The organism is Haladaptatus marinus (genome assembly GCF_051194195.1).
The window spans coordinates 23855-44443 of the sequence record NZ_JBLZNK010000011.1 but is presented as its reverse complement, the minus strand read 5'-3'; the positions used below and the strand labels follow the sequence as shown (position 1 = coordinate 44443).

Annotated in this window: 21 protein-coding genes; 9 read left to right on the top strand and 12 right to left on the bottom strand. The window is 54.5% G+C overall.

The window, feature by feature from the left end:
• Window positions 1-15 precede the first annotated feature (15 nt).
• The 3 genes from ACN2TU_RS26710 to ACN2TU_RS26700 all read left to right on the top strand — a co-directional run bounded on the left by ACN2TU_RS26710 (window position 16) and on the right by ACN2TU_RS26700 (window position 3423).
• Entirely contained in the window at window positions 16-570 is a 555-nt protein-coding gene (locus ACN2TU_RS26710) for a SprT family zinc-dependent metalloprotease (RefSeq protein ID WP_435159829.1), read from the top strand.
• A gap of 215 nt (window positions 571-785) precedes the next feature.
• The gene (locus ACN2TU_RS26705) at window positions 786-1475 is read left to right on the top strand and encodes a hypothetical protein (protein ID WP_435159828.1); all 690 of its coding nucleotides are present in this window, start codon (window positions 786-788) and stop codon (window positions 1473-1475) included.
• A gap of 1429 nt (window positions 1476-2904) precedes the next feature.
• Window positions 2905-3423: a helix-turn-helix domain-containing protein gene (locus ACN2TU_RS26700; RefSeq protein ID WP_435159827.1), complete on the top strand. Its 519-nt coding sequence runs from the start codon at window positions 2905-2907 to the stop codon at window positions 3421-3423.
• On the opposite strand, the gene ACN2TU_RS26695 is transcribed toward ACN2TU_RS26700, so the two are convergent.
• The 7 genes from ACN2TU_RS26695 to ACN2TU_RS26665 form a co-directional block, all read right to left on the bottom strand.
• Window positions 3420-6167, bottom strand: coding sequence for a type IV secretory system conjugative DNA transfer family protein (locus tag ACN2TU_RS26695; protein ID WP_435159826.1), 2748 nt, complete (start codon window positions 6165-6167; stop codon window positions 3420-3422). The two genes, ACN2TU_RS26700 and ACN2TU_RS26695, sit on opposite strands and share 4 nt — an antisense overlap.
• Entirely contained in the window at window positions 6160-7224 is a 1065-nt protein-coding gene (locus tag ACN2TU_RS26690) for a DUF8128 domain-containing protein (RefSeq protein ID WP_435159825.1), read from the bottom strand. Before ACN2TU_RS26690 ends, ACN2TU_RS26695 begins: the two co-directional genes overlap by 8 nt.
• On the bottom strand, window positions 7221-7481 hold the full coding sequence (locus ACN2TU_RS26685) for a hypothetical protein (RefSeq protein WP_435159824.1): 261 nt from the start codon (window positions 7479-7481) through the stop codon (window positions 7221-7223). The genes ACN2TU_RS26690 and ACN2TU_RS26685 overlap by 4 nt, the downstream gene beginning before the upstream one ends.
• Window positions 7478-10390, bottom strand: a complete 2913-nt coding sequence (locus ACN2TU_RS26680) for a VirB4 family type IV secretion system protein (protein WP_435159823.1) — start codon at window positions 10388-10390, stop codon at window positions 7478-7480. The genes ACN2TU_RS26685 and ACN2TU_RS26680 overlap by 4 nt, the downstream gene beginning before the upstream one ends.
• Before the next feature lie 43 nt (window positions 10391-10433).
• A complete protein-coding gene (locus tag ACN2TU_RS26675) occupies window positions 10434-10706 on the bottom strand; it encodes a PrgI-related protein (RefSeq protein ID WP_435159822.1) in 273 nt (90 codons plus the stop codon).
• Window positions 10707-10857: 151 nt separating this feature from the next.
• Window positions 10858-12261: a TrbL/VirB6 family protein gene (locus ACN2TU_RS26670; protein WP_435159821.1), complete on the bottom strand. Its 1404-nt coding sequence runs from the start codon at window positions 12259-12261 to the stop codon at window positions 10858-10860.
• Between the two features lie 10 nt (window positions 12262-12271).
• Window positions 12272-12682, bottom strand: coding sequence for a hypothetical protein (locus ACN2TU_RS26665; RefSeq protein ID WP_435159820.1), 411 nt, complete (start codon window positions 12680-12682; stop codon window positions 12272-12274).
• Window positions 12683-12937: 255 nt separating this feature from the next.
• On the opposite strand from ACN2TU_RS26665, the gene ACN2TU_RS26660 reads away from it, so the two are divergent.
• From ACN2TU_RS26660 to ACN2TU_RS26650, 3 genes are read left to right on the top strand one after another with little or no spacing between them, the layout of a single operon-like run.
• Window positions 12938-13171, top strand: coding sequence for a winged helix-turn-helix domain-containing protein (locus ACN2TU_RS26660; protein WP_435159819.1), 234 nt, complete (start codon window positions 12938-12940; stop codon window positions 13169-13171).
• The gene (locus tag ACN2TU_RS26655) at window positions 13168-13338 is read left to right on the top strand and encodes a hypothetical protein (protein WP_435159818.1); all 171 of its coding nucleotides are present in this window, start codon (window positions 13168-13170) and stop codon (window positions 13336-13338) included. The genes ACN2TU_RS26660 and ACN2TU_RS26655 overlap by 4 nt, the downstream gene beginning before the upstream one ends.
• A 2-nt stretch (window positions 13339-13340) precedes the next feature.
• Window positions 13341-13535 (top strand): hypothetical protein, encoded by a 195-nt coding sequence (locus ACN2TU_RS26650; protein ID WP_435159817.1) that lies wholly within the window; start codon window positions 13341-13343, stop codon window positions 13533-13535.
• A gap of 9 nt (window positions 13536-13544) precedes the next feature.
• Here ACN2TU_RS26650 and ACN2TU_RS26645 read toward each other — a convergent pair whose 3' ends face one another.
• The 4 genes from ACN2TU_RS26645 to ACN2TU_RS26630 form a co-directional block, all read right to left on the bottom strand.
• Entirely contained in the window at window positions 13545-14897 is a 1353-nt protein-coding gene (locus tag ACN2TU_RS26645; protein WP_435159816.1) for a hypothetical protein, read from the bottom strand.
• 257 nt (window positions 14898-15154) lie between these two features.
• Window positions 15155-16111: a DUF3267 domain-containing protein gene (locus ACN2TU_RS26640; RefSeq protein ID WP_435159815.1), complete on the bottom strand. Its 957-nt coding sequence runs from the start codon at window positions 16109-16111 to the stop codon at window positions 15155-15157.
• 334 nt (window positions 16112-16445) lie between these two features.
• Entirely contained in the window at window positions 16446-16685 is a 240-nt protein-coding gene (locus ACN2TU_RS26635; protein WP_435159814.1) for a hypothetical protein, read from the bottom strand.
• 135 nt (window positions 16686-16820) lie between these two features.
• Window positions 16821-17531 (bottom strand): phosphoglycerol geranylgeranyltransferase, encoded by a 711-nt coding sequence (locus ACN2TU_RS26630; RefSeq protein ID WP_435159813.1) that lies wholly within the window; start codon window positions 17529-17531, stop codon window positions 16821-16823.
• 368 nt (window positions 17532-17899) lie between these two features.
• Between ACN2TU_RS26630 and ACN2TU_RS26625 the strand changes: the two genes are divergently transcribed.
• On the top strand, window positions 17900-18268 hold the full coding sequence (locus tag ACN2TU_RS26625; RefSeq protein ID WP_435159812.1) for a helix-turn-helix transcriptional regulator: 369 nt from the start codon (window positions 17900-17902) through the stop codon (window positions 18266-18268).
• A gap of 462 nt (window positions 18269-18730) precedes the next feature.
• Window positions 18731-19069, top strand: coding sequence for a DUF7344 domain-containing protein (locus tag ACN2TU_RS26620; protein ID WP_435159811.1), 339 nt, complete (start codon window positions 18731-18733; stop codon window positions 19067-19069).
• 134 nt (window positions 19070-19203) lie between these two features.
• On the opposite strand, the gene ACN2TU_RS26615 is transcribed toward ACN2TU_RS26620, so the two are convergent.
• Complete coding sequence (locus ACN2TU_RS26615; RefSeq protein ID WP_435159810.1) at window positions 19204-19695, bottom strand: Lrp/AsnC family transcriptional regulator; 492 nt, start codon at window positions 19693-19695, stop codon at window positions 19204-19206.
• 158 nt (window positions 19696-19853) lie between these two features.
• Here ACN2TU_RS26615 and ACN2TU_RS26610 point away from each other — a divergent pair, with 158 nt between their 5' ends.
• Window positions 19854-20168 (top strand): DUF7344 domain-containing protein, encoded by a 315-nt coding sequence (locus tag ACN2TU_RS26610; RefSeq protein WP_076433540.1) that lies wholly within the window; start codon window positions 19854-19856, stop codon window positions 20166-20168.
• Window positions 20169-20589 lie beyond the last annotated feature (421 nt).

Here is a 20589-nt window from a genome sequence, read left to right as displayed (position 1 = left end):
CTGTCTCGCCAAACGGTGTTGTCCGATGGTGCCAAGCGAACGCTGACTGAGTGCGCGGATACGACCGAACGCGATGACACACCGACACCTGAATGCGATCTGCTCAACCGAGCGAAAGCACACGCGGCGGACGTCGCCGTTGAGCATTTCCCCGATTTGCCGATTGATGAGATTGTGTGGGAGGTGTCCCACCGACGACAGCGGTCGGCAGGAGCGACGAAATACGACCCTGCGAACGGCGAGATAACGATCTCGCTCGCTTGGGACGCTTTTGAGCAACACGGCTGGAAGCAATTCAGTTCGACGGTGCGCCACGAACTAATCCACGCATGGCAGTATCACGAGTTCGGCGAGGCAGATCACGAGCGAACGTTCGACCGGTGGACCGATGCCCTCGATACAACCCAGCACTGCGAGCGGTTCACATCGCCGAAGTGGTGGCTCATCTGCGATGACTGCGGTGGACGGATTCCGCGCTACCGACGCTCGAAGACGGTCCGTAACCCCGAGCAGTACAGTTGTAGCAAGTGCGGCGGTGCAATTCGTGTGGAAGGGGGCAACGGCCACTGACCGAATTCTCGCTTAAGTAGTTCTCGCGATAAGGAGTAGATACGAGAAAGATTTTCTCGAGTTGCAGTATTCTGCGTGAGTCTGTTCTATCGCTCTTGCTTCGGATGTTGTGCGTGCACAAGTTAGTAGGTCATACTAACCTCCAGTCAGAACATTGTAAGCCGACCACTACGATTGGAATAATGTTAATCCGGTTGTAGCGGCTATGTAACTGTATGTCTACAGTTCCATCCTATCCATCCTTGACGAAAATAGCCCATAGTCACATCGTAGACGCCATCAATCAATATGAAAATGGGAGCCGAGCTGTCAGGGATCATCTTGAACAGACATTGGGAGCAGATCGTAGTTTTGGGAAAAGCCACATGGTTTCATTTCCATCTCAACACGACGGCGATCATCTCGTAACGGACGATCCCTCATTAACCGAGCAGAGTCGATTTGTCCTGAAGCTTTGCTTTCGTTGTATCGACGGTCGAGCACATCAGGACTGTTTTGTTGATCAGGAAGTCTGGGTATGGGAAGAAGCGATACGGCGAGGAGATAGTCGGTTCTTTGCTCCAATTATTGCAGCAGACAGGACTGGGGGGTGGGAAGTAATGCAACAGGCCGCTCCATTGGGAACGTTGCCTGGACTACATGGACTTCGGAATGATGGTCGAATGCATGCTTATCAGATGCGCCGACATTTTCAAAGGGTACTCAGAAGCCGAGGTTGGGAACCACATGACGTTGAAGTCATGGCGCTCAACGATCGTCCGGTGGTAATCGACTACGAAGATGTCTATCATCAAGATGTCTTTAGTGGACTCTACATGCAGTCATTTAAGGGATTTCTTGGCGGGATGAACTATACGCTCCGATCGGAACAGGCGTTTTCTGAATGGATTATCGAGCGTAATTAACGATGTTGCTACCATCGAGACTTTTGTACGCTGTCGTCGAAGATGACCGAATGAAACGTGCCCGATTGGTGGACAGTCGGCCGGCAGAAACCAGACGGGGTGCCCACCCAGCTGCAACACACCGGATTTCATCTGCTTTTCCACCGGCTAGACAGTCAGTTGGTGTTCTTCTAACCGTCCTCCTGGTGAGACACCAGAGTTCCTTTGTAATAGCACTCACTCGACAGTCCCACCGTCACTAGATCTGACTCACTCCTGCTGGTACACAGAGGACAGTCCACCGGGCTCTAGCCAGCTCATCTCTACTATGCTCGTAGCCTTGGACAGTCCAATATGCTGCCCCGTGCCGTCCCAGGGACAGTCCCTCTTGACGTCCTGTGGGCAGTCTGGCAGTGCTTTACTGCTACTCACTTGTGCGTTCTGCGGAAGACAGGTACTCTCCTGTTGGCACCCAGTATGGCGCCTATGTGGCACCCCACCTTTGCCGTCACATGGGTATTCCATGGGTACGTGCTACTGGCACCCCAGCTAGTGTACCAAGACTGGTTGACTGCGTGTCGCTCGTCGGCACCCCATTCCAGTGCGGATACTGGCACCCCACATAGTCGCTCGCGGTTTTCTCAGTATATCCTGGCAGGCCAGACTGTCCACTCTTCTCGTCTATCTCTGGCTCGAGGATATCACGGCCCCAATCGCTTGTGCTGGCCATCATTCCAGGTCTGCTGTTGCGGTCGCTGTCGCTTTACTGTGGTAGCCTGTTCGCTGTGCGGTTTCTTACCGTGCAGCACATCGCCTGGTGCTACTCATGGCGGCTTGCCGCCAGTGCTGTATCGCTGGTCCTTCTGGTAATGCGCTCTCCACTGCGCCCTTATTGCTCGCACTGTTGGACTGTCCCCTTCTGTCACTCCGTTGTTTCTCTCTGGATCCGGTACGGTCTGACTGTCCTCTCTCTCTCTCTCGTTGTTCTTTTTTTCTCGGTTGTTCTGCATGGTGGACTGTCCTATTCTTCGTGTCCTCGTCGTCGAGAATTCGCTCTGGCAGACTGTCCGGGTGCTATTTCCCGGCTGTCTGCTCTCTCGTATCGTTGTTGCTGGCTCTGTTGACTGCCTGTTGGGGTGCCCTCTTTTCGCGTGTGTTGGTCACCGTCTGTTTTGTGATAGATTGGGGGTGCCCACTGGCTTTTGCTGTCCTGGCTTCGTCTGTGTTCTTCGGTGGTTCATTCTACTCTGTAGTCGGGGGGTGCCAGCCTCCCGCGTTGTGTCGCACACACTCGCTTCCAGTTTCTGATATTTCTATCTGATAGCCCGGCTTCGCTATTTTTTGCCCATTGGTTGGTTCCCATGGCTCTTCCTTCGGCCTGGGTAAACCAACTTGGTACAATCGTAATATTATAGTTGTCTCACTCCGTTATCCTTGCACGTGACTACTCATGCCAGCTGATACATCCAACCATGACGACGAGGACTGGGGTGCACAGATGGACACTATCGAGCGGAAGCTCAATCAGGGGAGCCAGCACCGCCGGAGTATCCTTGCTGCATTCGCCAATGCAGATGAAAGCGAGTTGAACACATCCATTCTTCGCGAGCGTGCCGACGTGCCGACAGGGAGTGCAAATCACCACTTGGTGACGATGGAAGAGTGGGGCCTGATCGAGGATACTGGTGAGCGCGAGTATCCCGCTGGCGGTGGTCGTCCGGCGCGGATCTGGCGACTCACCGAGTTCGCAGAAGAGTTCATCGAGACGACTGACACGGCGCTCAGTCCGCCGCCAACTGCCGAGACAGCGGCGCGGGTAGCAGCTATAGAGAATCGGCTTGAAACTGTCGAGAATCAGCTGGACGATCAGGAGAAAATCAAGAAAGCGCTCGTCTTGTTGGCGTCGAAAAGCGATGCAGTGAGTGATGAGAATGTCGCAGAGATGCGTGACCTGCTCGACGTCAATTAGCGGAGGGCGTCAACGATATCTCCGCCGTCATCTTCTGACTCAGGTTCCTCGTGGCTGTGATCGTCGTTAGCGACCGTCTGGATAACTTCCCCATCGTCGGTAGCAAGCATATCCAGCGGGACATGGTTGCCATCTGGCCGGTAGAGGGACAAGTCCGCTGGCGTCTTCGCGTCTTCTTTGACGACGATGATATCCAGCATATCCGTGTCGTAGTCGGGAATGATCGGCGCTTTTATCGATCGGTCGCCGCCCATCGGATAGGCGGTGGCGTCCTCGAAAATCGCCTCTGCGTTTTCGAAACGAGCGTGCTCTGTTCCGTTGTCGTCGCGGAGGACATACTCCCCACTGCTCTCCTCATACACCCAGACGTTGTCGCTGCTCCCAGGACGAGTTATGACCTCGCCGTCGATCGCTACGTCACCGGTGAGCGTGTAGAAGCGTTGTTCGCCATCGACGGAATGGTTCTTGTGACAGCCCTTCGGTTCCTTAAGCAGCGTCGTATGGACACGTCTGGCTGTCTGTTCCCGCGAGACGAGCAGACATCGTTTCCCTTCGTTGACCGCCTGCATGACGTTCCGAACAGTCTGTGAGGGTTGGCTATTGCCGGTCGTGTGCTCACTTTCGATGTAGACCTCGCGAGCACCAGCCAATCGATTCATCACGGGATGATGCTCTCGATAGTGTGCGACAGCGTCAGCAATTTCCTCATTGTCTGCGTCGTTAGGGATGTCTAATGCGTCCTCGACGCTGGCGAGCGCGTCTGGCATGTCGCCGCCATCCTGTGCGAGGATATCAACGACAAACCCGAGTTGCGTCAGTGGAACGTAGGCATCAGCCATTGGTGCCCAGTGTTCTGCGCCACCGTCATTCTCGCGATCGCCGATGTTCATGAAGCTCCGAGAGCGTACTTTGACTTGCCCCTGCTCGTTTTCCTCGCGATATTCTAGATAGGCCTCTGGAATGTCCTTGAGCACATGCCGCCACGCACGTTCGGCGGTCTCAACCCCGCCCCTCGCGGGAAGATACCTATTGAGTCGATCGAGACACGCCTCAATCGGGATGAACGCACCCGGTTGTCCCTGCCGGATGCTCTCGTCGTAGATGGCTTTCAGTGCTGCATCACGCGCCTTTTCATCATTTGCCGTATCGAGCGTCTTAGCACTCGCTTTCTCCGGCGTGACACTCTCGTTCATCCCGCCAAACTTGAGCTGGCGCATCATCTCATCGTCCGTGAGCGGCGGGGCCGCGAACCGCTCCAGACTTTCAGTGATAATTGCCTCCGCTTCGTCTTCATCGCGGATGTTCGGATACGGTGCGAATGTCTTGAGCTTGAGCGCTCCAGAGAACCGGGTACCGCCGTCTAACGGAATACGTGACCAGATTCGATGATTTTCGAGTTCAGTGAAATCCTCGATATCACAGTCACTCAACCGCCGTGTAAGTGGACGGGCGTCTTCGTCGTCCAGTACGCGGAAGAACACACCCGTGTTGCAGTTGTTCTTGACTGGCTTGAGTACACCCGACTCTTCGAGTTGCGTTGGATACTGGCAGGCTAAGGTGACTGAGAGGCGCATCGAGCGAGCACGTGCCAGCATGTCATCGACGTCAAGATTCTTGTGAAGGACACGGTCGGCCTCGTCGAGGATCGCGAAGAACGGGGTTTTCTCCGCGCCTTCGATCGAGCGGTTCTGAATCGCGTTCCACAGCGGACGAAGCGTGCCGAGTGTCACGAGTTGCTTGATATCATCGTCAGAGACGGCTGTGCGAACGATTACGATCTTCTCGTCATCGAGGATCTCCCGAAAGTCGATCGTACTCTCACGACAGCCTGCGATGCGGCGGGTGACGGGACTCTCGACCCACGGTTTTAGGCGGGTAATCACCGGTCGCACGGCGTCATCATCCATTTCGGCGATTTCAGAGACGAACTCACCCACCCACGGATCGTCGATTTCCTCGGCGAAGTCCTCACGCCGTTGGGCGTTCAGGAGGACGAAGTACATATCGAGCACACAGTACTGTTCGTCTCGGTCCTCGATCTCATGATTCGCCTGCATCATCGCCCGTGCCATCGATTCCACGATGGCGTTCATCCGCGGCCCCCAGTAATCGTCACCCGAGAGAACGGCCTTGAGAACCTGAATACGATCGGTGACGTGCTGTTCAAGCTCCATCTCGCTCTCACAGTCCGGCACTTCCAGGAAGTTGATCCCGATACTTCGATCGTGGTCGTCGTCACCTGGCTCAATCCAGATCACGTCGTCATGCCGATACTCGGGGAGTTTCTGGAGGAGTTCTTTGCTGTCCTCGGCCTTGGGGTCGAAGTAGATGAACCCGTAGCCTGCCCACGCTAATTGAACCATCCAATTCAGCATTTCGGTCGTTTTCCCCGCGCCAGTGGTTCCGACAACCCAGAGATGCTGGAAGAGCTGGTTGAATTCGACGGGAGCCGGATCGAAGCCCTGCTGGGCGCTGTCGTTGTAGCCCAACCATAGTGGCATGTCTGGATGGTCTCGGGCCCGTTCGAGCAATTCGCGGATCTCTGGGCCTGCCACCGGTCCCTGCTCTTTGGTCTCGGTGATCGTTTCGGTCATGCCGTCCGCCGCGTACTCTGCACCCGTTTGCGTGAACCCGTACGGTTCGTTCGTGATTGTCGTCGGAACGGAAGCGTCTTCCTCGGCATCATTCTCCGATGATTCGTCCGTCGAATCGTCTTCTCCACTCCCGAAGAGTCGATTAAGCATCTTTCTCCCCCGTGATGTACCCGCTGTGCTCTTTGGACCCGACCGGCACCTCTTCACCACGTTTGGTCTGGCGGCGATCGAGCTGGGCGATCGAGATATCCGCTGGTGGTAGATGCACAATCGGGGCGATCTCTAGCGACGTGAGCAGCATCTTCTCACCCGACCACTCCCGTCGGGCCATCGTTTCGGCGAGCGCGTTCGGCGAACTACTCGGCTCGACGATGAACGCCTGCTCGGTCTTTGAGTTGTAATAGCTCGCGAAAGAGGCACCGACCGCCTCGGCGTGGTGCTTGACTGCTTCCTCATCGTCACCGACCGAGAGGTGGCGAATCATCACATCAAACGCCTTCTCCTTTGCACGCCGATCGAGGACGTTCCCGATCTCCGTTGCATCGGCTGTTTCTTTCTCGCGCTTGGTTTCGGCGAGGTCGTGAATCGTGTAGACACCGTTCAAATGATAGTATAGTTCGGTGAGATTCGTCGTCAGAAGCCGTCCAGTCTGCCAGTTCCGCGTTGTCGGGCGAAACATGACTTGGATGACGCTCCGAATCGTCTCTCGACCAGTTGCACCACCGGCTTTCACTGCATCATCCACGATATCGCCGAGGACGGTTTCGTATGGGTCGTCTTCGCGGAACCCTTCGAGGTCACGACGACGAATCGGCCACCATCGGTGCTTCCGGAGCGTCCACTCACCACCGGCGACGTAATCCCCCTCATCGATGTGTATGAGGTCGGCCTCTTCCCGCCGAACGTCCGAATCAGGATACTTGTGCCGGAGTCGAGTGAGGAACCAGTGGAAATCGTCGCTACACGGGAGGTACCGGAAGCTGATCTGTTCACCGTCGTAGACGATCTCTGCTGCACGGGGCACGCTTCGTTTGCCACTCAGGTCTGAGTGAGACGGATGAACTGATTCGAACCACTCGATCGCGGTGTCTATCCCGCCATCGTCTTTGAATGGCCGAACGCGAATGAGTTCATCACTCGCGTGGCTGTTGGACGCTGCACCGAGTTGTGCAGCACTGTACTCGGCTGACCGACCCAGGCGACTCATCGACCTGCCCCCGGAATGAGTTTCGAGGCGCCGATCAACACACCGAAGATCGCGAGATACGACGCAACGATGTCACCGAGCAGCGCGTTGAGTTCCGGTGCCGAGTAGCCCAGGAACCCCGGCACGAGGCTGTTCGTGAAGAAGACCGCGAACAGCCGCTCAGCGAGGAACGTTGAGAACTGCTGGATAGGTGGAACACTTGCGAGTGTGTGAAACGCGGCCACTACCATCTCGACAGCATGGAACAGGAGGTTCATTCCTGCTCACCTCCGTCAGCCGCTATTACCGAACGCTTCGCCGTCGTCTCGTTCTCCGACTCATCACTGGATTGCTGCCCATCATCGAAGCGGTCGCCAAGCTGGCGTTCTAAGTACTCATGCCAGTTGCCGTGGTCACTCGGTTCATAATCGACAATCGAGAACTCGACTGGGTTCACATCCATGCTCATCTCAACCCGCTGTGGATAGCACTCCCGTGTTCCATCCTCGTCCACGGCGAGCAGCATTTCCGAATAGCCACGGTCCTTATCCCCGGGGAGGGCACTATTGACAAAGGTTGCTTCCTCGGCGTTGAGCCCAATTTCACTCCCGAACTCGGGCGTCATATCGTCCAAGTGGTGGAAGCACATCATCGAGGAATTGTTGAAGATGACTTCCGCTTGTGATTTGAGCGCACTCGTCCCCTCGTCGTCTTTCGCGTAGAACTCGCTGATCGACTGCGTACTAAAGAGCAGCGAGAGGTTGTAGTGCCGAGAGTGACGGACAACCTGCTCCAAGAACGTGAGGTTATCCGCGTGCTTGGTGAGATACTGCGCTTCGTCAATCAGAATCATCGTCGGGTCGTCGCTCTCTTTGGCCATCTCATAGACCGACGTGAGAAGCAATCCGAGCATCAGCCCCGTCTCACCTTTCCCCTCCTTGAGTTGGAGATCCAGGTAGAAACTTCCACCATCGGCATTCAAATCGAAGCCAGTTTCCTTCGTGAAATGCCGATAGCGTGTGCGGAACGCTTCAATGTCCTCGGAGAGCACCCGTTCGGCTGCTTCGCGGGTTCGCAGCGGGACGTCCGTCTCACTCAAATCAGCGTCGAGGAGGTCGCCCATCTGGTGAATCTCGGGGTTATCGCCGACTCCAGCAATATGCGCAATCTCCTGAATCACGTCCCGAAGCGTCGGTGATTCGTTGCCGTGCGTGCCCGGGTCCTTCGTGATCCCCTTCTCGTTGTAAGCACGACGTCCGGCTTTCTCCCAGACGTTCTTTTTCTCGGCTTCGAGTTCTCGGCCTTCGAGGTCGTAGAACGTCTCGACGAAACTTATGAAGCGCTCCATCGCTTCGCTGAACGGCGTCGTCCGACCAACAACGGATAGTTTCTCCTCGGGTGTCTCTTTGATCTCCAACGGATTGAGGCCCGTCTCTCCGCCTACGACGATCTGCTCAGCATCGAAGAGCTTCGACGGGCCAGCGAGCCCCTCGAGAGGGTCGATGAGGACGACGTTCATCTCGGGGTTGCGTTCTTTGAGTTGGGTGAGGATCTTCTTCGACGTAGTGGACTTGCCGCTCCCGATTTTGCCGAAGACCATCATATTGTAGCCCATACCCCGAAGGTACGGATCGACAATCGTCGGCTCATCACGGTCGTGGTGAATACCGACCTCGATTCCTGATGGCTCGTAGATGTTGTTCGACGTGTAGGGCATCTGTTTTGCCAACGCCCGCCCAAGCATCGGTGTGGCTTTGTTCATCGAATCGTAGACAAGTGGGGCGGCCGAGTGAGCCATCTCTTCCTGCTGAAAGTGGGCAGGGACGACTTCGCACCGAGCGGGTTGCTCTTTGAAGCGCTGTTTCATCGTCTTCGCCGCATCGAGCAGCTGCTCTTCAGAGCTGGCACGAAGGCTCACGTAGGTACTCGTCATGAACAGCCCCGATCCTGATTCGGTCAGAGAATCCTCGATGTCAGAAGCTGCTTGCCACTTCCGATAAGCCGATTCGGCTCCCCAATGGCCTTCCTGCTCTTTCTTCTCGTAGTCGCTTTTGTGTTTGATCTTGTTCTTCTGGGATTGTTGCCGGGCATCAGATTTTGAGACGCCGAGCGCGTGCGTGGAGAGCGTAATATGCACACCGGGCGTGTTCAACACGTCTCTGAACATGCCGATATCAGGGTTCTCCGGCCAATTCTCGACCCACATCCCGAGGACGTAGGTCTCTTCGTCCAGGACGAGATAGCGCTGATCATCATACCGAACTGATTCAGGAGCCAGAAATGACCGATAGTTCTCAGCGAGTGGATCGGTGTCCTTCGTTTGTACGTCGACCTCGTAATCTGCGCCTACATCGGCGTTCGCACCTACAACCGGCGAATCATGGATTAGTGCCCGAATCGTCTCATCGGAAATTGTCGCGGCGTTATCTGCTCGGTAGTAGGAGCGAAGCAACCGCGTGAACTCCACAAGTGAGATGGGCGTCCCGGTGATCCCATCAACGCTCCCGAGTGCTTGAACGACGCTTTCGACGCGCTTGTTCAGGCGAGCAGTCAGGTCAATGCGAAGCTGCTCGAGGTCGTCGCCGTAGTTGTTCATTCGACGGGCCTTGATCTGATCGCCGATGAACGGGAGGTTTGTTGCGCTTCCAAAGAGTCCAGCCGCGTCGTCCCATGATTCGGAGAGTTCGACCGGCATGACCTTCACGAGGACGTAATGCTCGCGAACAAGCACACTCTCGTGGTCATCGTCGATGATCTCCACTCGTTCATCGAGCAGGCGACGTTGCAGGCGGTCCATCCCGGACAGATCCTTTTCGTCGGGGCGTTCAGCGGCCATTTCGTGATAATCCTCGCGATAGCTCTGCTTATCGAGCGAGCGAAGCGTACTGTATTGTTCAATCTCGAAATCGACGGTCGTTGAGAGGGCTTCATCCAGCTGCTTGATGCGATCCTCCCATTGATCCGCTGTTTTCGTACTCATATTCGCTGGGTCGACACGGATCGCGGCAACGACCGATCGGTCTGTCAATTCCACGGCGTTGTGTGCCGGGAGTGGGCGATTCACGGGAACCCACTCTTGGGTGGATTGGCCGCTGGTACTCGTCACGAATCGACGGACGAGGGGGACTGTTTGGAAAAGCTTCTGTGCGGTCGGATGCTTGTTTGGGGGTTGGGCGTTCTGACTCATTGGTTTGAATGTCGGGGTGTTGATTTGCGGGCGATACTGTGGGTTAGCGGCGTTTCTGACGGGAATGGAGCTTCACCGACTGCCGGGTGAGCCATTTCGTTCGTTGAGCGACGAACTCACCTGCTGTGAGGTACGCCGGTTCAACAGCGAGCACAACTCCTGCACCTGCCAACGCGGCGAGCGTCAGGAGGATGCCCGCGATTTGGAGTCGCTTCGGGAGGAATGGCGTGAGGACCAAGATCCCGAGTGCCGGGTAGATGGCACGAACGAGTTCGTTCATGTCCCACCGACCGAAGACGTCCCGTCCGCTAGCCATTTGATCGAGGACTTCTGCTCCGGGTGAATTTGACATGTGTGATCTGGGTGTAGTGGATCACCGCAGCACAGTGCCGCTCGAGAACGACACTGCTTGACTGTGAGTGGGAGGACAGAACCCGCCCTCCGTGGTTGCAAGTCGATACTGGCTGTCAGTCATCGGTATAGCCTTTCCGTCCGGACAACCGCCATCCGCCTTCGTTTCGGCGCTTTCGCATGCTTTCGTTTGGACGCGAGGGCGCCATTTCAGGCTGCGATCCCTGCCGTGTGATGGGTGATTTCTTAGGTTCAGGCGAAGACGAGGAATCGTCTGTGCCGCCATCTGACCGAATGGCTCGCAGATTTTGGCGTCGGCTGTGAAGCCAATTGGTGGCAGATTCTTTGCGCTCTTTGGCACGCTCATAGGATTTCTCCATACCATCCTTCGTAGGACGACTGTTCCCGGCCGCTTTGCTCATCTTTCCCGCATAGCGTCGTGTTGCGATCGACGTCCAGCCGAGAATCGCGATCGACAGGACAGCGCCACCGAGAAAGCCCATTCCGACGAGCATGTCGCCGAGGACTCCAAATCCGAAATCGAAGTCGATAATCAACCCAAGGCGGAGAAGGAAGGCCGCCGGGAAGACCAGGATGAGAAGCGTGAGGTAGTGCCACGCTAATCGAGCGAAGAACCCACGTATCCACTCAGCAGGTGCCGTGAGCGCCATGATCACCAGAATGGGCATGCACACCTGATAGAGGATGAGTAGTGCGTGGCGCGTACCGAACATAATCGCCAAGGCAAATATCTCGGAGAGGCTTGCTCCCTGGGTCAAGATGATGGTGAGTATTCCCCCAGAGGCGAGCTTGGCCAATCCATTCAGCGTCGTGGCCATCTCTGCCCCGCTCGGAGCAAGCGTGGTTGCAAAGGCGTTGTTCAGCCGGGCGATTGCTGTCCCGATCTGCCACCAGAGGCCGATGAACATTCCGCCAGCCGTCGTCTTCATCAGTAAATCACCTCCATCAAGATCCCGTCCCATACCGGGTGCGGTGACCTTGATCGCGGAAAACCAGTGATTCAACACCAGCAGGACCATCGAGGTCGAGCCGACGAATGGAACGTAGAGCTGCCAGAAGATATCGTTCCAATTGGGATTCTGATTCTCGACTGGGTAGCCAAGGATACCGAGATAGCCATCATTTGTCGGGAATGGTGTCCCGACAATGAATCCGGTAAAGGCGTTGATGAACTCCTCGATTGCTGTGGTAATTTGCTCAACAAGCCACGTCCCAGCGAGGAAATTAATCGCGATCTTCGCGGTCTCCTTCGGACCTGGAATATCAGGCATGAACCCACCGAAGCCACCACTTCCGGACGAACCACCGCTAGGGGCGTGCGAGCCGTTGGCTGGCGTCGTTGTCGTCGAATTATTGTTCTCAGATCCGTTGGGCGAGGTAGCTTGATACATCGAGTGTGACGAGTGGGAAGTGGCGGCGATCGCTGGCGAAATCAGCAGTGGCACCAGAAGGGCCGCGGTAAGACTGACAACCAACACTCGTCGGGTGTTGGCGTGCATGCATTCCTCCTTAGACACCGGGCAGGCAGCTGGTATCGACCGGGAAAGCCATCCAACCCATCATAATGCCAAGTAGCGAGAGACCGACGAGAGCGCTGATGAAGCCCTTGTGTCCTCTCATCTGCATCTGCTTGAACGTGCCTTGCTTGCCACTCGACATCGTGAGTGCCTGTCCACCACCGCCAATGAGCTGGCTCAGCGCGTACGCGCCAACGAGGAATGTGCCGCCAGCGGTGAGAAAGAACGGGAGTGCTTGACCAATGAACTTGGATTGATTACAGACGTTCACGCCTCCACCCGATTGGGCGGCGGCACGACCAATAACGAGGCCTGACGTAAGCGCGACACTGTATGCCTTCGGAATCGCTTTTGCAACCGTCTCATCTGTAACTCCGACTGCTCGACCAGCACGCACGGCCATTGTGTCTACCAACTCTATACCAGCGTCAACCGTCCCTGCAATTGTCTGTGAAATAGAGTCACTAGACGCTGTTTCTGACCCGTTTCTGTCGCTCTGTTCGTGGTTTCTTGAGGGAACCATATTCCATCCTACTCAACTAGAAAGAGAAATAAATAGTTTACGGACAGTAGTGTCTTTTCGTACTTGACTGTCCGTAAACTACAAAGGGGCAATGACAGACAACACTTACGTATGATACGCTACGAATTGCAGCCGATGGTTCGACTAAAGGATGTTGACAAGCAAATACTCGACCTGTTTCACGAAGGCGATCGAACGCAATCCTATCTGGTCGACGAAACCGGCTACACCCGGCAATACATCCATCAGCGATTAGAAGTGCTGGAAGCAGCGGGTTACATCGAAAACATCCACGCCAAATCCGCACTGTACCACCTCCTTACTGACCCGCGCGAAAACACCGAGGACAATCAAGAGACAAACTCATGACCACCCTCAAATCGACACTCATCGATGCGGTCAAGCACAGTCGAAAAGTGCGCTTCTGGGGAGCAATTCTCCTGGCACTCCTCGTTTGCTATGCCTTTGGTATCAAGGGGATTGGATCATTCATCATCGTCCTTGGTACCGCCGCCATCGCAAACTGGAGGGCGTAACAATGGGCACCCTCGGGAGAGGAGCATCTGCAATTCTATTCGCGTTTGGAGCCCCGTTCATCGCGTTCGGACTCTCTTTCATCGGATTCTGGTACTATCTCTCGATGTACCTTCCCGAAGACTGGGCAAAACCAGCGGCGTTTCTTATTTCGCTTATTTGTGTCTGGGGTGTCCTCCGCGATATCAGAAAAATCTGATCTCGAGGATCAAACCGGCTTCCCATCTACAGTGATATTCTCCATTACGTCACCCGACCCGCGAAAGAGCATATTCTTCGTCGCCTGCCAGCCGGGCGTCTGAACCTGTAGATTCCGAACCGTGACATTGTTTGCTGCATCATCGATAACGAGTGCTTTCGTCGGCGACTCGTGGATTGTTATCGAGACGTTCTCGATCAACGCTTTCTGCACCGCATGAAGGACAGTAAGGCTCCATCCAGTCGGCTTCTTCTGGATGATCTGGGTATTCTTGACCGTACAGGAACCATCATCGAGCCGGATGGGACGCTGCTCGTAGTAGAACTTGTTCCCGAACGACTGGTCGATGATGACCTTACACCCGATGATTTTCGAGTTTGTCCCACCAATTCGGATGTTCGATGCCTGTGAATTGCCTGCAATGCAGTTTATCACTTCGACAGTGCCGTCTCCTGTACTCGGATGACCACCGATTACGTAGATCCCGTTGTCAGGCCACCCGCCACAGATAACCCGTTCTAAGCGGAGCTTCCCTTGCGTGCGTGGATGCATCGTAATCCCCGACGTCGCCCACGAACGACCAGCATATGGCCCACCGTCGTAGGTATCGCGCGTGTTGATCGTCTTCTGGTACGTGAGTCCACCGTGTCGGATGTCGATATTTCGGGCTCGAATGAACGCATTCTCAGTCGCTGGGTTGAGTCGGAATGGTCCCTGACACCCTAGCGAGTGCATGCCAATTTGCCGAATGTTCTGAATCACCGATTTCCCGGCGGTATGATGGTTCAGAATCTGCATCCCTTCGTTCTTCCCGCGCCAATCAACTGAGAATCCACCAAACACAAAGCGTCCCTTGTGCGGTGTATCAGGCACTCCGATTTTGAAATGCTGAGCAGGGCCGTGATACTCCCCCTCGGTGACATCGAACCCCTCGATCGCGTCTACACGTCCGTGCGTAAGGACGGCATTTTGTCCGATAATCCCGAGATTACGGAGTCCAACGTGGCGATGGCTCGTATTAAGCTTGTACCGACCGGGTGGGAAGTAGACGAGTGTATCGTTGTCGATTACACGGTCGAGAACGTCATCGATCGCTTGCCTTCCGGTGTTGTCTGCGCCTTTCTTCGCGATGTTGACTCGGTGCTTGAACTGATTGGCGTACTTTGTCGGATCGAGTCCCGACGGCGTGCCATTTGTTGAATTCGTGCTATTGGTGCTGTTCGATCCAGTATCTACCGCACCAATTCCACTGCCGTACACACACCCGGACAGCGACGCAAGGCTGAGGCTAGCGGTTGTTGCGAGAAACGCCCGTCGACTGTGCGATTTGTGGCCATCTTTGTCAGCGGTTGGTGGTGTCATGGAGGAGATCACTCGCGTTTCAGTGCAGACGTTGTCTCTAGATTACGTTATTACATCTATCTAGATAAGATTTGTGCACCTTAATCAAAATATACAATTTGGATTTGGATAAGGTATAGTACGAGGCGTTAGCAGGCTATACCAACAAAAAGAAACCGATCAGGACGGGGAGGGACAGGAGCATACAACAAACTAAAGAGATACCGCTCACAGCGACAGAATCAGACTCTCACGTCAATTTGTAAACTGCAAAGTAATCACGAGATTTTCAGTGGTGCGGTCACCCGAGCAATTCCCGCATCCACCCGCGCGAGTACAGATTGTGCCGGTAAATCAGCCGTGGTGGGATAATAGCGAACCATCCCTTCGTCCGCTGATGGATAGAACTTCGTTCCCGGTGGTTCCGACAACCAGTGCAGCACCTGATACAGATCCCCGCCCGCCATTCCCGTGTGGAACAACAGCACGAGGGCACCGATCGCCATCAGTACCCAGGAGCCCGAGAGTGCGAGACCAACAGCGAGGGGCGTAATGACAAGAAATGGGGCTGCTGTAATCAAAATCAGCGCACGGCGAGAGAGAACCGTATTCTCATAGATGGTTGCTGGACCGACGAGAGTGAGTGAGAACGAGACATCTGCTCCATACACAGCAGCGACAAGCCCATGCAACCCTTCATGGATGACGATCATGCCAAGCACAATTCCGCCAGTGAGTACAAGATACCCGAGTGGCGAGAGGGTGGGGACGGCGGGGTACGACCCCCGGACGAGAGGGATGGCAAAGATGGCAAACCAGCCGAGTGCAACCAGCGGGAAACAGCTCACGGATGCTCGCCCAGAGAACTCGAAGTTTGAGCCCTCGACAAGCGAGTGTGGCTCATAGCCATTCGTACTGAGTATCGGCGCAGGGTCCGGGGGAGTAGGAGACTCGCCCCATGTCTCTAGATCTGTGAGGGGAGTGGTTCGCCATGCGGCAACTGCCTGGGTCAGCGAATCGAGAATCAGCGTGAGGCTGCTGATGAGAAACACAAAGAACGTGATACCGACCGTCCATTGCTCGAAGTTAGTAATCGTTGCTGGGGTCGGATTATCAATGACGAACACGGCAAACCATAGAGCCAAGAGGACGACGCCCAACCGAAGACGGTGGTAGCGGTTCCACGTTTGTATGACCCCGTGCCAGGCGATTTGGGGTGCTTTCTTCCAGTACATCACAATACGAATACTGAGTAGATGCGTATAAATCCGTTTGGGGAACTGAGGGGGTGTTAGTCGCTACAAGCGAAATGGATGACAGCAACCTACTCTCCCTCGCTTGTATGAGCGAGGGAGAGTAGGTTGGAACTCGCTGATGGCGTAGAGGGAACGCATTCACGGTGGTCAGTCTTGCTCATGAGACCACGCATTACTTCCCTGTGGAACTGACCACCGTGAGTACGGACCGACACTGTGGCGTGCGTGCCACAGCTACCCATTAATTTTCCCTCGGATATATCTTATCATTAAACAGGTGCTTGGAGGATAAGAGAATGGGACATTACCCGAATCATGAACGAGAGGTACCCGGCACAAGTTCCCACACGCGGTCAGTCGCGACATACTCGTCGTCCTGCTCTTCGATGTATCCTTCAGCAAGGGCCTCGGCTATTGAGTCATCAATATCGCCGTCAAAGCGACCATGCTGGGATACAATCACACCGATGTGGTCGCGATCGATTGTCGCACGGTTCTGCCCGCCCGTGTTATGCTCGATTATCCGAGCAACGATTGCGGCATTCTCGCTCATATCGAGTGGTAGTGTCCGAACGTCGTTAAATCGGTGGGCGATATTAATTAGTATAATATACTAACCTGCAAACGGTTGATTGCAGGCGCATACTCCTGATCGACACAATCACTCCGCCGATTGGAGAGCATAGGATTATGACTCGTGCTTTGCATCCCTTGTTCCACGAACGGTTGCCTCGACCGCCTCGACACCGGCTTCATGGAGCACATCGCCGACAACGACCGTGTCGGCGACACTCGCCATCTCGTAGGCCGAGTCGTAGTCGTGAATCCCGCCCCCATAGAAGAGCTGCGCTGATGAGAGTGCATTCCGTGTGGCAGCGACAACTGCTGGATCACCGAGGGTGCCCGAATACTCGAGGTAGACGATTTCTTGGCCGAGGACCTGTTCTGCGAGTTCAGCATAGGCAACGACGTCATCGATATCAAGGTCACAGTCCGCTTGTGTGAGCGTCGCAACTGATGACGTTGGATTCAGGACAATATAGGCTTCTGGGTGGACGTAGTCCCACTCGAGATTCGAAGAGCGAACCAATTCATGATGCGCTCCTGTGATCCACATGGTGTCACTGGCGTTCAGAACGATCGGAAGCAGATAGCCAGAGAGTGCCTCGGTATGAGACGACGACGGGCGATAGGTCGGTTCGACAAATATGGGAATCGTAGCGGAAGCAAGTGCATCAAGAATTGGTTGAACACGTGCTTCCGTGACGTTCGTGGTGCCACCGATGATAATTGCATCCGTTCCTGTGTCAGCAATGCCAGCGTAGGTATCCCCATTGTGGAGTGGTTTGTCTGGATCGACCTTCGTGACGTGATCCCACTGCGCCCATACACCCGCCATAGCTCACTGTAATGCGATGACACGCAAACCACTTTCTCTCCGCAAAAATTGATCTACGTTTGTGCACCATTCTAGCCCTATAGATATCCGTGCCGTACTCTCCGTTGTCGAAATGGAAGTCGTTTGTATCAGTTCGTTCGGGTTCCTCTTGCTAGAAGTATTAGTCCCTATGAATATCAACTGGGTTCCACAAAGCACTGTGAGGCAACTCCGACTCACCTAGAAGGTTTTCTCGGAGGAATCAAAGCAACCAATGCGCTTCTCTTCCCGAAATAGCGAGTGTTGACCACAAACACTCCCACTCGCTAGCACCAATTTACTATCGTAGTAATAGTAGATTTTAAGTAGCGCAGATTAGTCACTCCAGTATGACTACTTCAGATTCTGACCACGACGACTCTGCTGACACAGACGAGAATGAATCCGGTCTTGACTTTGCGTCCTATAATCTCCCGACCGATCTCACTGCCTTTCAGGCACACCTCTTGTGCGTCATCTACCGGTTAGGGCCAGCTGAGGGTGTCGATCTGCAGGAAGCCTTGGAAGACATTTATCCGGAGCCGATCAATCACGGTCGATTATATCCGGGGCTTGATCGACTTGTTGAGAAAGGGCTGATCTCGAAGCAGACGAAAGCAAGCGATAAGCGACGGAATGCGTATGCAACCGTTGGGCGGGGTGACTGGGCGGTCGAAGAATATCACCGATTCATGCACGATATTGTGACGCCGGAGTAGCCATCAAAAATAGAACTTGATTCGGGTCTGATTTTCTCACGGGAATGCTCCTGCAAGCGGAGAGAGTGTGAAAATGACTGTCGCCATCGCGAGTACGCCAAGTAACAAGTAGATAGTGTTTGCGAGTCGAGATCCATCAATCCCACTGCCTCATGTTGCACTAAGCGGGAGTGGACATCCCATCACGTGCAGTCGCGTTGCAAACGACAGTGCGTCAAATGGGCGACCCACGAGACCAACCCATACTGTGAGTAACTGAGTGAATCTCCCCCCTCCCTTTATTTGTCTTGGACCCCGAGCATCAAGTACGGAATTGATAACTCTACGTTTGTACCCCGATAATGGAGGGGTCGCTTGAACCGGGTTCACCGGCACTGATGGGTTTTCCTCGTTTTCTTCGCGTGAGGTATCACGCGGAACGCTCACAGAGTTCAACCGTTCCGCAATACCGACCGATCACCCATGCCACGCTCCAATTCAGCGTCACTTGACGTTATGCTCAACGCGCTCAGCAACGTCCATCGCCGCCGGATCCTGCTCGCGGTCGCAGACCACAATCCCCGTGATGAAGATGAGTTTACCCCAGATGAGATTCCAACAGATACGATAGCCGATGAGGACCTCGACTCGCTAAAAACGCAGTTGCATCACACGCATTTGCCCAAGTTAGCGGATGCAGGCTATATCGAGTGGGACCCAATGACTGAAACGGTTCGTCGCGGGCCAAATTTCGATGACGTTGCGCCACTCCTCAAACTGATGTCTGATCATGCAGACGAGTTACCTGACGACTGGCCGTAGCCCTCGAACGCCTCGGAATGAGGACAGAGAGACCGTTTTCCATTTTTCATCGCACCTACAAGCGGTGAAGTGGGGGCGATAGTACGAATCGAGCCGAGTGTAACGGTCACGCTTGGAGTGTTCTGCTCTCCAAACTAGCCCTCTTTCTGTTCGTCACCAAAACCGTCACTAAAATGGAAATGGTTGAATGGCTGGACATACCGTGAGCGCAAGATCTCGGAACTCTCGACCGTGATCCCTGACTCGTGCAGCGTGTCCGTGATACGTGTGATATCGTTCGTACTTGTGCCAACGACTTCCACATAGATATTCCGTCTCCCGACAAGCATCTCACGGACATCGACGACACCCTGTATTTCGAGCAGATGCTCGACGTATTCGGTGCGTTCGGTTGCTGGCGCGGTACAGACGAACAGCACACGGAGTGGAAGATTCGCTGCTTCATAGTCGATTTCGGGATGGTAGCCCTTGATGATGCCATCCTCTTCGAGCGCTTCGATGCGGTTGCGCACCGTACTCGCAGAGGTACCGACCGTTTCGGCGATCTCTTGGGTGGTTGTATTGCGTGCATCCCTTTGGAGGTGATAGAGGATGCCACGATCCACGTTGTCAAGTGGTCGGCTCATAGTTGAGAATAGATAGCTGAGCATAAAGAGTGTTGTGAGGATCTGAGAGACTTCAAAACAGCGTCTATGGTCATCGGTTCACTCAGTTCCTCAAACGACGAGCAATGTGCAAAGTCAATGGTGTTTAAGCCTCTACAAAGCGATTCTGGGACGAAATCATGCTCCTCGATGACAAATTTTCCGTACTTGCAAGCAGTGAGAGACGGCAGCTTCTCCACGCACTTACGGAGGACTCCGCGCCCGACACGGTCGCCGTTTCGCCAACCACTGTGGCGACGAACGGCGGCGACCGCGAGCACGCAATTACACTGCACCATGTCCATCTGCCGCGACTAGAAGATCACGGCCTTATCACGTGGGATCAGAAGACAGACACAGTGACAAAAGGGCCACAATTCGCCGAGATCGAACCCCTACTCACAGACCTCACAGAGAAGTACAGTACGCAATTCAATACCGAGCCCCCTGACTAGTTCACGTGAGAAACTGCCACGTGGGTGGCAGTTTGGTACGGAGTAGCGAATGGTTGGGACCCAGCCGACCTCCGTACCACTTCGTTCTTTGCGCTCGTCCTGTATAATCCTACTGTGAGTATTCGAGTTACTGATTTCTTTCGGTATATAAAGTATAGAAAGATATGTTTCTAACGACTGCTTTCGTCGAACATGCTCTCTCCAGGAAGTTCGTCTTGCTGTGAAATCCGCAATTCAACATGGCGTGTATTGCGAATTCATGAGAGAGTTAGTGTGATTATCTGAGTGAATACTTAGATTGTTGGTAAATGAGCAATATGGCAGTTTAGGAATGAGTGCCTTTGATACGTCTCGACAATCATTCTCACTGTATGGGAGACAGTGCTGTCGGACAAGCGCGGTGGCTTCGACACGGACTGTC

Coding starts and splice junctions, on each gene's coding strand:
- ACN2TU_RS26705 (WP_435159828.1), top strand. CDS start 786: ATGTCTACAGTTCCATCCTATCCATCCTTGACGAAAATAGCCCATAGT.
- ACN2TU_RS26700 (WP_435159827.1), top strand. CDS start 2,905: ATGCCAGCTGATACATCCAACCATGACGACGAGGACTGGGGTGCACAG.
- ACN2TU_RS26695 (WP_435159826.1), bottom strand. CDS start 6,167: ATGCTTAATCGACTCTTCGGGAGTGGAGAAGACGATTCGACGGACGAA.
- ACN2TU_RS26690 (WP_435159825.1), bottom strand. CDS start 7,224: ATGAGTCGCCTGGGTCGGTCAGCCGAGTACAGTGCTGCACAACTCGGT.
- ACN2TU_RS26685 (WP_435159824.1), bottom strand. CDS start 7,481: ATGAACCTCCTGTTCCATGCTGTCGAGATGGTAGTGGCCGCGTTTCAC.
- ACN2TU_RS26680 (WP_435159823.1), bottom strand. CDS start 10,390: ATGAGTCAGAACGCCCAACCCCCAAACAAGCATCCGACCGCACAGAAG.
- ACN2TU_RS26675 (WP_435159822.1), bottom strand. CDS start 10,706: ATGGCTAGCGGACGGGACGTCTTCGGTCGGTGGGACATGAACGAACTC.
- ACN2TU_RS26670 (WP_435159821.1), bottom strand. CDS start 12,261: ATGCACGCCAACACCCGACGAGTGTTGGTTGTCAGTCTTACCGCGGCC.
- ACN2TU_RS26665 (WP_435159820.1), bottom strand. CDS start 12,682: ATGGCCGTGCGTGCTGGTCGAGCAGTCGGAGTTACAGATGAGACGGTT.
- ACN2TU_RS26660 (WP_435159819.1), top strand. CDS start 12,938: ATGGTTCGACTAAAGGATGTTGACAAGCAAATACTCGACCTGTTTCAC.
- ACN2TU_RS26655 (WP_435159818.1), top strand. CDS start 13,168: ATGACCACCCTCAAATCGACACTCATCGATGCGGTCAAGCACAGTCGA.
- ACN2TU_RS26650 (WP_435159817.1), top strand. CDS start 13,341: ATGGGCACCCTCGGGAGAGGAGCATCTGCAATTCTATTCGCGTTTGGA.
- ACN2TU_RS26645 (WP_435159816.1), bottom strand. CDS start 14,897: ATGACACCACCAACCGCTGACAAAGATGGCCACAAATCGCACAGTCGA.
- ACN2TU_RS26640 (WP_435159815.1), bottom strand. CDS start 16,111: ATGTACTGGAAGAAAGCACCCCAAATCGCCTGGCACGGGGTCATACAA.
- ACN2TU_RS26635 (WP_435159814.1), bottom strand. CDS start 16,685: ATGAGCGAGAATGCCGCAATCGTTGCTCGGATAATCGAGCATAACACG.
- ACN2TU_RS26630 (WP_435159813.1), bottom strand. CDS start 17,531: ATGGCGGGTGTATGGGCGCAGTGGGATCACGTCACGAAGGTCGATCCA.
- ACN2TU_RS26625 (WP_435159812.1), top strand. CDS start 17,900: ATGACTACTTCAGATTCTGACCACGACGACTCTGCTGACACAGACGAG.
- ACN2TU_RS26620 (WP_435159811.1), top strand. CDS start 18,731: ATGCCACGCTCCAATTCAGCGTCACTTGACGTTATGCTCAACGCGCTC.
- ACN2TU_RS26615 (WP_435159810.1), bottom strand. CDS start 19,695: ATGAGCCGACCACTTGACAACGTGGATCGTGGCATCCTCTATCACCTC.
- ACN2TU_RS26610 (WP_076433540.1), top strand. CDS start 19,854: ATGCTCCTCGATGACAAATTTTCCGTACTTGCAAGCAGTGAGAGACGG.